At 56.6% G+C, this 14,953-nt stretch carries 13 protein-coding genes; 5 read left to right on the plus strand and 8 right to left on the minus strand.

The window, feature by feature from the left end:
- Window positions 1-43 precede the first annotated feature (43 nt).
- Window positions 44-1,711, plus strand: a complete 1,668-nt coding sequence (gene ettA, locus G6Q29_RS08185) for an energy-dependent translational throttle protein EttA (RefSeq protein ID WP_047060206.1) — start codon at window positions 44-46, stop codon at window positions 1,709-1,711.
- 335 nt (window positions 1,712-2,046) lie between these two features.
- Here the strand turns inward: ettA and G6Q29_RS08190 are convergent, their stop codons facing one another.
- Window positions 2,047-2,946, minus strand: coding sequence for a LysR family transcriptional regulator (locus tag G6Q29_RS08190; RefSeq protein ID WP_165465211.1), 900 nt, complete (start codon window positions 2,944-2,946; stop codon window positions 2,047-2,049).
- A 108-nt stretch (window positions 2,947-3,054) separates the two neighbouring features.
- Here G6Q29_RS08190 and G6Q29_RS08195 point away from each other — a divergent pair, with 108 nt between their 5' ends.
- Window positions 3,055-4,056: a zinc-binding alcohol dehydrogenase family protein gene (locus G6Q29_RS08195; RefSeq protein ID WP_165465212.1), complete on the plus strand. Its 1,002-nt coding sequence runs from the start codon at window positions 3,055-3,057 to the stop codon at window positions 4,054-4,056.
- A gap of 88 nt (window positions 4,057-4,144) precedes the next feature.
- Here the strand turns inward: G6Q29_RS08195 and nadR are convergent, their stop codons facing one another.
- The 3 genes from nadR to serB form a co-directional block, all read right to left on the minus strand.
- The gene (gene nadR / locus G6Q29_RS08200; RefSeq protein WP_047626595.1) at window positions 4,145-5,377 is read right to left on the minus strand and encodes a multifunctional transcriptional regulator/nicotinamide-nucleotide adenylyltransferase/ribosylnicotinamide kinase NadR; all 1,233 of its coding nucleotides are present in this window, start codon (window positions 5,375-5,377) and stop codon (window positions 4,145-4,147) included.
- A 35-nt stretch (window positions 5,378-5,412) separates the two neighbouring features.
- The gene (gene radA / locus G6Q29_RS08205; RefSeq protein WP_003856523.1) at window positions 5,413-6,798 is read right to left on the minus strand and encodes a DNA repair protein RadA; all 1,386 of its coding nucleotides are present in this window, start codon (window positions 6,796-6,798) and stop codon (window positions 5,413-5,415) included.
- A gap of 74 nt (window positions 6,799-6,872) precedes the next feature.
- A complete protein-coding gene (serB, locus tag G6Q29_RS08210) occupies window positions 6,873-7,841 on the minus strand; it encodes a phosphoserine phosphatase (protein ID WP_165465213.1) in 969 nt (322 codons plus the stop codon).
- Window positions 7,842-7,958: 117 nt separating this feature from the next.
- On the opposite strand from serB, the gene G6Q29_RS08215 reads away from it, so the two are divergent.
- From G6Q29_RS08215 to G6Q29_RS08225, 3 genes are all read left to right on the plus strand, one after another.
- On the plus strand, window positions 7,959-8,603 hold the full coding sequence (locus G6Q29_RS08215; RefSeq protein ID WP_165465214.1) for a YtjB family periplasmic protein: 645 nt from the start codon (window positions 7,959-7,961) through the stop codon (window positions 8,601-8,603).
- 39 nt (window positions 8,604-8,642) lie between these two features.
- A complete protein-coding gene (gene lplA / locus G6Q29_RS08220; RefSeq protein WP_165465215.1) occupies window positions 8,643-9,659 on the plus strand; it encodes a lipoate--protein ligase LplA in 1,017 nt (338 codons plus the stop codon).
- 165 nt (window positions 9,660-9,824) lie between these two features.
- Window positions 9,825-10,508: a DUF1120 domain-containing protein gene (locus G6Q29_RS08225; RefSeq protein WP_165465216.1), complete on the plus strand. Its 684-nt coding sequence runs from the start codon at window positions 9,825-9,827 to the stop codon at window positions 10,506-10,508.
- A 57-nt stretch (window positions 10,509-10,565) separates the two neighbouring features.
- Here the strand turns inward: G6Q29_RS08225 and deoD are convergent, their stop codons facing one another.
- From deoD to deoC, 4 genes are all read right to left on the minus strand, one after another.
- Complete coding sequence (gene deoD, locus G6Q29_RS08230) at window positions 10,566-11,285, minus strand: purine-nucleoside phosphorylase (RefSeq protein WP_006810199.1); 720 nt, start codon at window positions 11,283-11,285, stop codon at window positions 10,566-10,568.
- 131 nt (window positions 11,286-11,416) lie between these two features.
- Complete coding sequence (gene deoB / locus G6Q29_RS08235; RefSeq protein ID WP_003856540.1) at window positions 11,417-12,640, minus strand: phosphopentomutase; 1,224 nt, start codon at window positions 12,638-12,640, stop codon at window positions 11,417-11,419.
- Window positions 12,641-12,693: 53 nt separating this feature from the next.
- Window positions 12,694-14,016: a thymidine phosphorylase gene (deoA, locus tag G6Q29_RS08240; RefSeq protein WP_165465217.1), complete on the minus strand. Its 1,323-nt coding sequence runs from the start codon at window positions 14,014-14,016 to the stop codon at window positions 12,694-12,696.
- Between the two features lie 100 nt (window positions 14,017-14,116).
- Entirely contained in the window at window positions 14,117-14,896 is a 780-nt protein-coding gene (gene deoC / locus G6Q29_RS08245; RefSeq protein WP_207309781.1) for a deoxyribose-phosphate aldolase, read from the minus strand.
- Window positions 14,897-14,953 lie beyond the last annotated feature (57 nt).

Below are 14,953 nucleotides of genomic sequence, written 5' to 3' on the forward strand. Positions count from 1 at the left end.
GCTGAAATTCATTCTCATCACGATAAAAGAGGCGAAGTCCAACGTGGCTCAATTCGTTTATACCATGCATCGTGTCGGCAAAGTTGTCCCGCCGAAACGTCATATTCTTAAAAATATCTCGCTGAGCTTCTTCCCGGGCGCAAAAATCGGTGTTCTGGGTCTCAACGGTGCCGGTAAGTCCACCCTGCTGCGCATCATGGCCGGCATCGATACAGACATCGAAGGTGAAGCCCGTCCGCAGCCTGGCATCAAGATCGGCTACCTGCCGCAGGAACCTCAGCTGAACCCGGAACACACCGTTCGCGAATCCGTAGAAGAAGCGGTATCCGAAGTGGTTAACGCGCTGAAAGGTCTGGATGAAGTGTATGCCAAATACGCCGAACCGGATGCGGACTTCGACAAGCTTGCTGCACAACAGGGCAAGTATGAAGAGATTATCCAGGCGCACGACGGTCACAACCTGAACGTGCAGCTGGAGCGCGCAGCTGATGCTCTGCGTCTGCCAGACTGGGATGCGAAAATCGCTAACCTGTCCGGTGGTGAACGCCGCCGCGTGGCGCTGTGCCGCCTGCTGCTGGAAAAACCAGACATGCTGCTCCTTGACGAACCCACCAACCACCTGGATGCGGAATCCGTGGCATGGCTGGAGCGCTTCCTGCACGACTTCGAAGGCACCGTGGTGGCGATTACCCACGACCGTTACTTCCTCGACAACGTGGCAGGCTGGATCCTGGAGCTGGACCGCGGCGAAGGTATTCCGTGGGAAGGCAACTACTCCTCTTGGCTGGAGCAAAAAGACCAGCGTCTGGCGCAGGAAGCGTCTCAGGAAGCCGCCCGCCGTAAGTCTATTGAGAAAGAGCTGGAGTGGGTGCGTCAGGGCGCGAAAGGCCGTCAGTCTAAGGGCAAAGCCCGTCTGGCACGCTTCGAAGAGCTGAACAACACCGAATACCAGAAACGTAACGAAACCAACGAACTGTTTATTCCACCTGGAGCACGTCTGGGGGATAAAGTGGTTGAAGTGACCAACCTGCGTAAGTCCTACGGCGACCGTCTGCTGATCGACGACCTGACCTTCTCCGTACCGAAAGGCGCTATCGTCGGCATCATCGGTCCGAACGGCGCGGGTAAATCGACCCTGTTCCGCATGATGTCCGGTCAGGAACAGCCTGACAGCGGCTCTATCACTCTGGGTGAGACCGTGAAGCTGGCCTCCGTGGACCAGTTCCGCGACGCAATGGATAACAGCAAAACCGTGTGGGAAGAGGTTTCCGGCGGTCTGGATATCATGCGTATCGGCAACACCGAGATGCCAAGCCGCGCCTACGTTGGCCGCTTTAACTTCAAGGGCACCGACCAGGGCAAACGCGTGGGCGAACTATCCGGCGGTGAGCGCGGTCGTCTGCACCTGGCGAAACTTCTCCAGGTTGGCGGCAACGTTCTGCTGCTTGATGAACCCACCAACGACCTGGACATCGAAACCCTGCGCGCGCTGGAAAACGCCCTGCTGGAATTCCCTGGCTGCGCGATGGTTATCTCGCATGACCGTTGGTTCCTTGACCGTATCGCGACCCACATCCTGGACTACCAGGACGAAGGTAAAGTGGAGTTCTTCGAGGGTAACTTTACCGAATACGAAGAGTACAAGAAACGCACGCTGGGCGCAGACGCGCTGGAGCCGAAGCGTATCAAGTACAAGCGTATTTCGAAATAAAAGCAAAACGGCAACTTCGGTTGCCGTTTTTTATGTTTGTACTCTCTCTCCGCGGGAGAGGGCCAGGGTGAGGCAAGGTAAAAGCAAAACGATAACGCATGTTACCGTTTTTGGTGTTTGTACCCTCTCCCCGCGGGAGAGGGCCAGGGGTGAGGCAAGGTAAAAGCAAAACGGTAACGCATGTTGCCGTTTTTGGTGTTTGTTCCCTCTCCCCGTGGGAGAGGGCCAGGGAGAGGCAAGGTAAAAGCAAAACGGTAACGCATGTTGCCGTTTTTGGTGTTTGTTCCCTCTCCCCGTGGGAGAGGGCCAGGGTGAGGGCATCAGGCCGCACAAAATCACCTCCCCACGTAATACCGCTTCACCTCGTCAAACTGTATCGCAAACTCGATATAGCTCATCAGCGCAGGCGAGTTCAGCTTGCGGCTCGGATAAGCCAGCCACAAATCATTCCCCTCGACGCTCCACGCCGGCAGCACCTTCACCAGCGCACCCTTTTCGATCTTATCTTCCAGCAGGAATGCGGGTAACAGCGTGATCCCCGCCCCCGCAACGGCGCATTCGCGGGCATACACCAGGTTATCGGTCATATGGGCGTTATCCGGCAGGTAGCGGTAATCCTCACTCTCGCTTCGCAGAAGCCACTCCGACCATGCCCGGTGCGTAATGCAGCGGTGATCCACCAGCTGTCGCGGATGGAGCAATGGCGCCCGACGCGCCAGATAGTCAGGCGAGGCCAGCATGTAGCGCGGGCAATGCCCGATCATGCGGCCAATCAGGGAGGAGTCCTGCGGCTTGCCGGTACGCAGCGCCACGTCAAAGCCAGACTCGACCAGATCCACCACATCATCTGAAATTGACACATCCAGCGACACATCAGGATAGCGAAGCTGGAACTCGGCATTCATATGCGCCAGCAGCGTCGCGCCAATCCCCGCCGGACAGGTGATTCGCAGCCGCCCGCTCGGGTTTTCGCGGAGTCGCTGAATGGCATACTCCGCGCGCTCGCTGGCCGCGAGCATTTCACGGCAGTGCACCAGATAGTGCTCGCCCGCAAACGTCAGGCTTATTCTGCGCGTCGTGCGGTTGAGCAGGCGGATCCCTACCTGCTGCTCCAGCTGGCTTATCCGCTGGCTGACGCTGGATTTTGGCAGTTCAGCTTTCTGTGCCGCCGCGGTAAAACTGCCCATCTCTGCCACCAGCGCAAACAGCGCCATATCCTGAAGCTGTTTAAACATGATTGTTCACCCTGTGCGAACGCTGAGTTCTTGATTGTCCATCTTATCATGCAGCTGCCCCCTTACTAGACTAGCCTCAACAAGACGCATTTCATTGAGGAGCACACCATGTCTGTTAAAGCCATTGCCGTTAGTCCAGAAAATCCCTCCACCTTTATTGAAATTACCCCACCGATGCCGCAGCCCGGCGAGCACGACCTGCTGGTCGAAGTGAAAGCCGTGTCTATTAACCCGGTCGACACCAAGGTGCATGCAGGTATTGTCAAAAACGGGCTGAACGAGCCGCGCATTCTCGGGTGGGATGCCAGCGGTATCGTTAAAGCCGTAGGAGCGGCCGTTACGGGATTTAAACCCGGTGACGAAGTGTGGTACGCAGGGGATATCACTCGTCCGGGCAGCAATACTACCCATCAGCTGATCGATGCGCGCATTGTCGGACATAAACCTGCCAGCCTTGGCTGGGCCGCAGCCGCCGCATTGCCATTAACCGCGCTCACCGCGTGGGAAGGCCTGTTTGAACGGCTGAACATTCAGGATGCGGACGCGGATAAAACGCTGTTGATTATTGGCGGCGCGGGCGGCGTAGGCTCGCTGGCGATCCCATTTGCAAAGCACAACAGCAAGGTGAAAATCATCGCGACAGCGTCAAGAGAAGATTCCGCCCAGTGGTGCCGCGATCGCGGTGCGGATCGGGTCGTGAACTACCGCGATCTGAAAGGTGAGCTGGCAAAACAGGGCATCACTTATGTGGATTACATTTTCATCCTCAATGACACCGACGGTCACTGGGATGCCGTCAGCGAGCTGATTGCGCCGCAGGGGCATATCTGTTCTATCGTTGAGAACGCGCATCCGCTGAACCAGGATAAGCTGAAATCGAAATCCGCCGCCCTGCACTGGGAGTTTATGTACACCCGCAGCATGTACCAGACCGCCGATATGGGGCGTCAGGGCGAGATCTTAAATGAGGTGGCGAAGCTGGTGGATAACGGCGTGGTAGAAACCTCGCTCAGCGAAACGCTGCGCGGGCTGAGCGTGGAAAGCATTACCGAAGCGCACCGCAAGGTGCTGGAGGGGCATATGCGCGGGAAGGTGGTGGTTGAGTATTGAACCCTCACCCCGGCCCTCTCCCAAAGGGAGAGGGCGATTAAAGTCCCCTCTCCCCTCTGGCGAGAGGGTTAGGGTGAGGGTAAATCTTTTACCCCTGCTCCCCCATCATCTCCTTCACCAGCTCGACGCAGCGCAGGAAACGGGAGTCGTAGTCCGACTCTTCCACATGGACAAACTCAACGTTGTTTTCGTTAAGCATTTCCACCAGCATAGACTGGAACTCGCGCCTGTCCACGGAGCTGCCGAGGCTGCGCATGCCGTCGGCAACCCATGGGGTGTTGTTTTCCAGCAGGATCACCAGGTCAAAGCGGTATTCGTCAATCAGCGCCTGCACAAACGGGTGCTCGCGTCCCTCGTATTTTTTACAGAACGCCTGCGTGGTGACGAAATCGGTATCAATAAAGGCGACTTTATTGGCGTATTTCACAGCAAAATCAATGTACTGGGCATGACCGAGCGCGATTTTATCGTAGTCGGAATACTGCAACGCCATCTCGTCGCCGCCAAGGTGTGAGAAGACGTAATCGCGGCCATACTCCCATGCGCTGGTGGTATTGAAAATGTTAGCCAGCTTATTCACCAGCGTCGATTTCCCGCTCGACTCGCCGCCGAGGATCGCCACCGTGCGCACGAAGAACGGCTTGACCTCAGTCGGGATATAGTCCCAGTAGCGGAACGGGTTCTCTCGGATCTGCGCTCCGCTGATGTTCATGAACGTGCGTTTAGGATCGATAAGCACCGTCTCAATGCCAAGATGCTCGCGGAACTGCGGCGCGTCGGACTCTTCAGAGGTGTAGATCCAGTTAGGCGCAATGCCCTTCTCTTCCATAAACGCTTTGATACCGTTGCTCCACACGTCCCAGCCGTGCGGGTACGGTTCCATGCCCTCTTCGTTAAAAGCATGAATGCGAATATTTTTTTGATACTTAAACGTCTGAAGCAGCCAGCGCAGGCGGTCCGGCACGGTGGGCTGCTGCGACATGGCGCTGTCTTCAAACAGCAGGCGATCGCGGGTTTCATCATAACCCATGATGATATGCAGTTCGTCGACCTGACTACAGGCGCGCTGGATGAGATAGATGTGGCCGGTATGCAGCGGGTAGAACTTACCGAACACCACGCCAATGTTCTTTTGCATCCGCGGAAATTCAAGCCCCAGAAAGCGGTGCAGCGCTTCCAGCTTCTGCGCGCTGGGGCTTTTGATCTTGGCGTTAAGCAGTTGGCTGAGGTAGCCCTTGGTCATGCCGCTGGCGTCCGCCACCTGCTGCAACGTGCAGCCCTTCTGGCGGATAGCGGTCTTGATATAGTCAAATGATGACATAAATTACGGTGCCTCCTGCAAAATCGAATACGTAATTATAAGTCGTCAAAGACATTTAACGCATCTGCGAGTTTTTTAACGCCAAAAACCTGCATTCCTTCCGGAATTTTTTTCGGCACGTTGGCGGCCGGAACAATCGCGCGGCGGAAGCCATGTTTTGCCGCTTCGGAGATACGCTCCTGACCGCTCGGCACCGGGCGGATCTCGCCGGCCAGCCCTACCTCACCAAATACCACCAGATCCTGCGGCAACGGTCTGTCGCGCAGGCTGGAGACCATCGCCAGCAGCAGCGCCAGGTCCGCGCTGGTTTCCGTAACCTTCACCCCACCAACCACGTTGACGAACACATCCTGATCCGCCATTTGCAGGCCGCCGTGACGGTGCAGGACCGCCAGCAGGATCGCCAGGCGGTTCTGCTCCAGACCAACCGCCACGCGCCGCGGGTTGCCCATCATCGAGTGATCCACCAGCGCCTGAATTTCAACGAGCAGCGGACGCGTCCCCTCCCACAGCACCATCACCGAACTACCGGACGTAATCTCGTCGCCACGGCTCAGGAAGATGGCCGACGGGTTGCTGACTTCGCGAAGCCCCTGCTCGGTCATGGCAAACACGCCCAGCTCATTCACTGCACCAAAGCGGTTTTTATGGCTGCGCAGGGTGCGGAAGCGGGAATCCGCGTCGCCGTCGAGCATCACCGAGCAGTCGATACAGTGTTCGAGCACTTTTGGTCCGGCAAGGGAACCGTCTTTAGTCACATGGCCGACCATCACAATCGCCACGCCGCGCGTTTTGGCAAAGCGCGTCAGGTAGGCAGCCGTTTCACGCACCTGCGCTACGCTCCCCGGTGAGGACTGAATGTCAGCCATATGCATCACCTGGATGGAGTCGATCACCATCAGCTTCGGCTGCTCTTCTTCGGCGATCATGCAGATCTGCTCGATGCTGGTTTCCGACAGCATATTCAGGTTACCGGTTGGCAGACCCAGGCGGTGCGCACGCATCGCCACCTGCTGGAGTGACTCTTCGCCCGTCACGTAGAGAGTTTTCATCTGTTCGGCGAGCTTGCACAGCGTTTGCAGCAGCAGGGTCGATTTCCCCGCGCCCGGGTTACCGCCGATCAGAATGGCGCTGCCCGGCACAACGCCACCGCCGAGCACGCGGTCAAACTCTTTAAATCCGGTAGAGAAGCGCGGCAGCGCTTCCAGGCTGATATCCGAAAGTTTTTGGACCTTCGATACGCCTGCATTGCCCGCATAGCCGCTCAGCCGTTCATTGCGGGCTACGCTCGGCGAAGCCGCCACACCACGCACTTCGGTGATGGTGTTCCAGGCATGACAGGCGCTGCATTGCCCCTGCCAGCGCGGATAATCCGCACCACATTCATTACAGACAAATGCGCGTTTTGGAGCTTTCGCCACGGTTTACCTCATTCTTTCTGTGCGGTCTCGCGCCGGGTGGCGCTGACGCTTACCCGGCGTACAAAAGGAGAGCGCTATTTTTGATTAATGCTGCCGGAGAGAATGCAGAACACCCCCATCAGGTCAGCATGACGGATGGTGACTTCCGTCTTTTCATTCACTTTCGGCTTGGCATGGTAGGCAATACCCAGTCCGGCAACTTTGATCATCGGCAGATCGTTCGCGCCATCGCCGATGGCGACGGTCTGCTCAACCGGAATAGCATATTTCTCCGCCAGACGCGTCAGCGTATTGGCTTTGTACTGCGCATCCACGATGTCGCCGATGACCTGCCCGGTCAGCTTGCCGTCCATGATCTCCAGCTCGTTGGCCACCACGGAGGTCAGACGCAGCTTGTCACGCAGGTAATCGGCAAAGAAGGTGAACCCACCGGAGGCAATCGCCACTTTCCAGCCGAGCGTCTCCAGCTTGAGCACCAGCTGCGTCAGCCCCGGCATCAGGGGCAGTTCGTCGCGCACCTGACGCAAGATATTAGCATCGGCCCCCTTCAGGGTCGCCACGCGCTGTCTCAGGCTGGCGGTGAAATCCAGCTCGCCGCGCATCGCGCGTTCGGTGACTTCCGCCACCAGCTCGCCGCTGCCCGCCAGTTTAGCAATCTCGTCAATACACTCGATCTGAATGGCGGTGGAGTCCATGTCCATCACCAGCAGGCCCGGCGTTTTCAGGTGCGGAATTTTGCCGAGCGGGGCAACGTCCAGCCCGGCGTCGTGCGCCAGACGCGTGGCGCGCTGCGTCAGGGAACCCGCCAGGCGAATCACCTGATAGTCTTCCACGCACCAGGCTGCCACGATGACCATCGCTGCGCCCAGTTTGCTTTGGTACTGGGTCAGGCGTTGCTTATCCAGGCCGCGTCCGTACAGCAGCCAGCCGCTACGGCCAGCGTGGTAATCGAGAGGCATCACCTCATCGCCACTTAAAGAGAGCGGCAATCCTGGCCATAAAGAGACATCCGTTGGCAGGTCGCACCAGGTAATGTTCGGCATTGAAGCTCCTGTAATTTCGTTCGCGCCGGAAGGTTCCAGAGGGAAAATAACGCATGAGGCTACCCTGTAACCATCACTTCTGGCAACATTAAGCCGTAAATTTTAAGCAGGTGGAATATGGCTCGCGCAAAACTGAAATTCCGGCTTCATCGCGCCGTGATTGTCCTGATCTGTCTCGCACTATTAGTGGCGCTTATGCAGGGAGCATCCTGGTTTAGCCAGAATCACCAACGGCAGCGTAACCCGCAGTTTGAAGAGCTGGCCCGTACGCTGGCGCGTCAGGTGACGCTCAACGTTGCGCCGTCTATGCGCACCGAAACGCCGGATGACAAGCGAATAGCCCAGGTATTGCGCCAGCTTACGGAAAACAGCCGCATTCTGGATGCGGGGGTGTACGATGAACAGGGCGACCTGATTGCCCGCGCGGGTGAGCATGTCGACGTGCGCGACAGGCTGGCGCTGGACGGCAAAAAAGCCGGGGGTTATTTCAACCAGCAGATCGTCGAACCTGTGCAGGGCAAGAATGGTCCGCTCGGGTACCTGCGCCTGACACTTGATACCCACACCCTGCCAACCGAAGCTAAACAGGTGGATAACACCACCAATATTTTACGCCTGATGCTCCTGCTCTCGCTGGCGATCGGCGTGGTACTGGCGCGCACGCTGCTGCAAGGAAAGCGTACTCGCTGGCAGCAGTCACCGTTCCTGTTAACCGCCAGCAAGTCGGTTCCCGAAGAGGAAGAGAGCGAGAAGAAAGAATAGTGGTAAAGTAGGCGGATGATTCGGAAAAGGAACTCTGCCATGTCGACGTTACGCCTGCTAATCTCTGACTCTTACGATCCCTGGTTTAACCTGGCGGTGGAAGAGTGCATCTTCCGCCAGATGCCCGCCACCCAGCGCGTACTGTTCCTCTGGCGCAACGCTGATACTGTCGTCATTGGCCGCGCGCAAAATCCGTGGAAAGAGTGTAACACCCGCCGTATGGAAGAGGATAACGTTCGTCTGGCGCGCCGCAGCAGCGGCGGCGGCGCGGTATTCCACGATCTGGGCAATACCTGCTTTACCTTTATGGCGGGCAAGCCGGAATACGATAAAACCATCTCGACCTCCATTGTGCTCAACGCGCTTAACGCGCTCGGCGTGACGGCCGAAGCTTCCGGACGTAACGACCTGGTGGTAAAAACCCCTGAAGGTGACCGGAAAGTGTCAGGCTCAGCCTACCGCGAAACGATGGATCGCGGATTCCACCACGGCACATTATTGCTAAATGCCGATCTGAGCCGTCTGGCGAACTACCTCAATCCTGACAAGAAAAAGCTTCAGGCGAAAGGCATTACCTCCGTGCGCGGTCGCGTGGCGAATCTGGTGGATCTGCTGCCGGGGATTACGCACGATCAAATCTGCGATGCGATCCGTGAAGCGTTCTTTGCACATTACGGCGAACGCGTGGAGGCGGAAGCGATCTCTCCTGACAAAACCCCTGACCTGCCCAACTTCGCCGAAACCTTCGCCCGCCAGAGCAGCTGGGAATGGAATTTCGGCCAGGCGCCCGCTTTTTCGCATCTGCTGGACGAACGGTTCGTCTGGGGCGGCGTTGAGCTGCACTTTGACGTTGAAAAAGGGCATATCACTCGTACGCAGATTTTTACCGATAGCCTCAATCCCGCGCCGCTGGAAGCGTTGGCTGCGCGTTTACAGGGGTGTTTGTACCGTGCAGATATACTCCAGCAGGAGTGTGATGCGCTGCTGGTTGATTTCCCGGAACAGGAAAATGAGCTGCGGGCGCTTTCTGAATGGATAGCAGGCGCGGTGCGCTAACCTGTCCGGGCGCATCCACGGGTGGTTGAGCTCAATATCAATTTAAACTTTATAATCAATGAAGAAAATATAATTAAAGTAGAGTGACAGCTCTGATTATCATCATCCTGATTTGCACGATTTGTGCTAAAGCCCGTTATTTATCATGACTATCAAGGAAAAGATATGAAGAAGTCCTCAATTGCCGCCGCCATTGTTTGCGCGACCTTTATCACTACGGCACATGCAGCAGAAACCTCCGTTCTCAAATTAACAGGTACGTTAACCAATTCTGCCTGTACACCTGAACTGAGCAATGGCGGTATTGTCGATTTTGGTACTATCCATGCAGCTGAATTAAGCGCGACACAAACAAATCAGATCGGGAAACGCGACATTACGTTGACAATTAACTGCCAGACCAAAACCCAGGTAGGCTGGAACATTGTTGACAACCGCGCGGATAGCTTACCAAGTCCTTTTATTACCGTTGATGATGCAGCCGCGAACGGTGAGGATGCCGTAAGCGCATCGTCCACGTTTGGCGTTGGGAAAACACCGGGTGGCGTTAACATCGGTGCCTATGCCGTCTATGCCGATCTGCCGAACGTAACGGCGAATGGCGTTTCTGTTGATGTTCTTTATCACGCAGGCGATAGCGCAGCCTGGGCTAAAAGCACCACGGGTCGCCCGACCATCGGTGTTGATACCTTATCGGTTACGAATAAAGATGAGAAAGAGCCTATCGCATTTACCGAAGCCGTGTTTCCTCTGAAGGTTGTCCTGGCTGTTGAGGCTACCGATAAGCTGGCGATCACTGATGATGCACCGTTAGACGGTCAGGCTACCATCAGTCTTTCTTATTTGTAATTTGCAGAAATAAAAAAAGCCGCCGTCACAACGACGGAGGCTTTTTAAGTAATAGCATTACGCTTTATCGCCCAGCAGAACGGATTCCAGCGCGATTTTGATCATATCGTTGAAAGTGGTCTGACGTTCAGCAGCGGTGGTCTGCTCGTGGGTACGGATGTGATCGGACACGGTGCAGATGGTCAGCGCTTTCGCACCGAATTCAGCCGCCACGCCATAGATACCCGCCGCTTCCATTTCCACGCCCAGGATGCCGTATTTTTCCATCACGTCGAACATATCGCCTTCTGGCGAGTAGAACAGATCGGCAGAGAACAGGTTGCCCACGCGCGCATCAACGCCCAGCGCTTTTGCCGCGTCAACCGCGTTACGCACCATGTCAAAGTCAGCGATGGCCGCGAAGTCATGATCTTTAAAGCGAATGCGGTTGACTTTAGAGTCGGTGCACGCGCCCATGCCGATCACCACGTCACGCAGCTTAACGTCCATGCGTACCGCACCGCAGGAGCCGACACGGATGATTTTCTTCACGCCGAAATCGGTGATCAGCTCTTTGGTGTAGATGGAGCAGGATGGGATACCCATGCCGTGGCCCATTACGGAGATTTTGCGGCCTTTATAGGTACCGGTAAAGCCCAGCATGCCGCGCACGTTGTTCACTTCACGCACGTCTTCGAGGAAAGTTTCTGCAATGTGCTTCGCGCGCAGCGGGTCGCCCGGCATCAATACGACGTCAGCGAAATCACCCATTTCTGCATTAATGTGAGGAGTTGCCATCTTCAGTTCCTTTTCATTTTTAAATTCGCCCTCTCCCTGTGGGAGAGGGTTGGGGTGAGGGCATCAGACCGCACCCGTGTTTCTCGTGGGAGAGTGCCGGGGTGAGGCCATCAGACCGCACCCAAAATGATTCAGAACATAGCCTTGCCATATTCCATGTCAGACGTACCAAAGTATTTCGCAATCGTCTGGCCGATGTCCGCGAAGGTTTCACGGTGACCCAGCGAGCCCGGTTTGACTTTCGGGCCGTACACCAGCACCGGAATGTGCTCACGGGTGTGGTCGGTACCGGTCCATGTCGGGTCACAGCCATGGTCGGCGGTCAGGATCAGAATGTCATCTTCACCCACCAGCTCCATCAGCTCTGGCAGACGGCGGTCGAACAGCTCCAGACCCGCAGCATAACCGGCGACGTCGCGACGGTGGCCCCAGGAGGAGTCGAAGTCCACGAAATTGGTGAAGACAATGGTCTTATCGCCCGCTTCTTTCATCTCTTTGATGGTGGCGTCGAACAGCGCATCCAGACCGGTCGCTTTGACCTTTTTGGTAATACCGCAGTTGGCGTAAATGTCCGCAATTTTACCCACAGAAACCACGTGGCCATCTTTCTCGTCGACGAGTTTTTGCAGCACGGTAGGTGCCGGTGGCTCCACGGCCAGATCGTGACGGTTGCCGGTACGCTGGAAGTTACCCGCTTTGTCGCCGATAAATGGACGCGCGATAACGCGGCCAATGTTATAGCCGCCTTCGGTGAGCTCTTCACGGGCGATCTCGCACAGCTCGTACAGTTTATCCAGGCCAAACGTCTCTTCATGGCAGGCGATCTGGAACACGGAGTCAGCAGAGGTATAGAAAATCGGCTTGCCGGTTTTCATGTGCTCTTCGCCGAGCTGGTCCAGAATCACGGTACCGGAAGAGTGACAGTTGCCGAGGTAGCCCGGCAGGTTGGCGCGCTTCACCAGCTTATCGAGCAGCTCCTGCGGGAAGCTGTTCTCGTGATCGGAGAAGTAACCCCAGTCAAACAGCACCGGCACGCCGGCAATTTCCCAGTGACCGGACGGAGTATCCTTACCGGAAGAGAGCTCGTGTGCCCACGCGTAGGCGCCCACCACTTCCGCGTTACCGTCCATACCGGCTGCAATCTTACCGGTAGAGCCTTCATGCGCTTTTACCAGCCCCAGACGGGTCAGGTTTGGCAGGTTCAGAGGGCCTTTACGGCCGTTGTCCGCTTCGCCTTTTGCACAGGCTTCCGCGATGTGACCCAGGGTATCGGAACCCACGTCACCAAAACGTTCTGCATCTTCGGTTGCGCCGATGCCGAATGAGTCCAGCACCATAATAAATGCACGTTTCATAATTGTTCTCCGTACTTAGTGCTTCATAAAAATGCGATCAGATCAGTATACCGCTATTCCGTGATACGACGATAGACCGTCGGTGTGGTTTCCGGTGCTTTATCGTCAAGAGATATTGCCGCCTTCACCGCTTTCGCCGCCTCTTGCCAGCTGGCTTCATCTTTTGCGTGGATCACCGCCAAGGGACGTTGGCCGTCAACGCTGTCGCCCAGACGAGCCATATCGGTAAAGCCGACGCTGTAATCAATGGTGTCCGATGCCTGACGACGACCGCCGCCCATAGAGACGACAGCCATACCGAGCGCACGGGTATCCATCGCCGAAACAAAACCTTCGCTGTCCGCATAAACGGCTTTGCTGAGCATCGCGGTTGGCAGGTATTTCGTGTAGTTTTCCACGAAGTCGGTCGGGCCTTTCTGCGCCGCCACCATTCGACCAAAAATCTCCGCCGCTTTGCCGTTATCCAGCACCGCCTGCAATTTCGCGCGGGCTTCCGCGTCGTCTTTCGCCAGCTTGCCGGAGATCAGCATCTCCACGCACAGCGCCATGGTGACGTCAAACAGGCGCGGATTACGGTATTCGCCTGTCAGGAACTGCACGGCCTCGCGGACTTCGACGGCGTTACCGGCGCTGGACGCGAGCACCTGATTCATGTCCGTCAGCAGCGCGGTGGTGCGCACGCCCGCGCCATTAGAGACGCCAACGATCGCTTCGGCCAGCGCCTCAGAGAGCTCATAGGTCGGCATAAAGGCACCGCTGCCCACTTTCACGTCCATCACCAGTGCATCCAGCCCTTCAGCCAGTTTTTTGGCGAGGATCGAGGCGGTGATCAGTGGGATGGAGTCAACGGTCGCGGTAATGTCACGCGTGGCGTAAAAACGCTTATCCGCCGGGGCAAGAGAGCTGGTCTGGCCGATAATCGCCACGCCAACGTCTTTGATAATGTCGCGGAAGCGGCTGTCGTCCGGGAAGATATCGAAGCCCGGAATGGCTTCCAGTTTGTCGAGCGTACCGCCGGTGTGGCCCAGGCCGCGCCCGGAAATCATCGGGATGTAACCGCCGCAGGCCGCCACCATGGGGCCAAGCATCAGGGAAGTCACGTCGCCCACGCCACCGGTGGAGTGTTTGTCCACAATCGGGCCGTTGAGGTTGAGGCTTTTCCAGTCCAGAACGGTTCCTGAATCTCGCATCGCCATGGTCAGCGACACGCGCTCAGGCATCGACATATCGTGGAAGAAAATGGTCATCGCCAGAGCCGCAATCTGCCCTTCTGAGACGGTGTTATCTCGAATGCCGTTGATAAAGAAGCGGATTTCTTCGTCGCTTAATGCATGACCATCACGTTTTTTACGAATAATTTCTTGTGCGAGAAACACGATAACCCCCATGCGGAATCGGGTGAATGGCGGCGGGTACGCTTACCCGCCTTACGATCCTGAAGGCCGGATAAGCGAAGCGTCATCCGGCAATTCAAACTTAGTAGCTGCTTGCGCTCTTACCGTCGCCGTGTCCCAGTGCCTTCAGCAGGCTGGCCAGCAGGCTGGACGCGCCGAAGCGGTAGTGGCGGGAATCGGCCCAGTCCGCGCCAAACAGCTCGTCGGCAATCGCCAGGAACTGCTGCGCGTCTTCCGCGGTACGCACGCCGCCCGCCGGTTTGAAGCCAACGGTTTTGGACACGCCCATATCACGGATAACTTCCATCATAATGCGCGCGCTTTCCGGCGTAGCGTTGACCGGCACTTTACCGGTTGAGGTTTTAATGAAATCTGCGCCCGCTTTGATGGAGATTTCAGAGGCTTTACGAATCAGTGCCTCTTCCTTCAGCTCGCCGGTTTCGATGATCACTTTCAACAGCACGTTTGCCGCCGCGCAGGCGTCTTTACAGGCTTTCACCAGGTCAAAACCGACCTGCTCGTTGCCAGCGATCAGCGCGCGGTACGGGAAAACCACGTCAACTTCGTCTGCGCCGTACGCAATCGCCGCGCGAGTTTCTGCCAGCGCAATCTCGATGTCGTCATTGCCGTGCGGGAAGTTAGTTACGGTTGCAATGCGCACATCCGGCGTGCCCTGCTCTTTCAGCGTTTTACGGGCAATCGGGATGAAGCGCGGGTAGATACAGACGGCGGCGGTGTTACCCACTGGCGTTTTCGCCTGATGGCACAGGGCGATGACTTTTTCATTGGTGTCGTCATCGTTGAGGGTGGTCAGGTCCATCAGTTTCAACGCGCGCAGGCTGCTTGCAGTTAAATCGTTCATAACATTCTCCAACGGCAGTGCCGTATCAATTTTTCCTTGCGGGTCTGTGAGTATTCT

The sequence above is a fragment of the Enterobacter cloacae genome (assembly GCF_011078175.1).
In the GTDB taxonomy this organism is placed as follows: Bacteria; Pseudomonadota; Gammaproteobacteria; order Enterobacterales; family Enterobacteriaceae; genus Enterobacter; species Enterobacter cloacae_Q.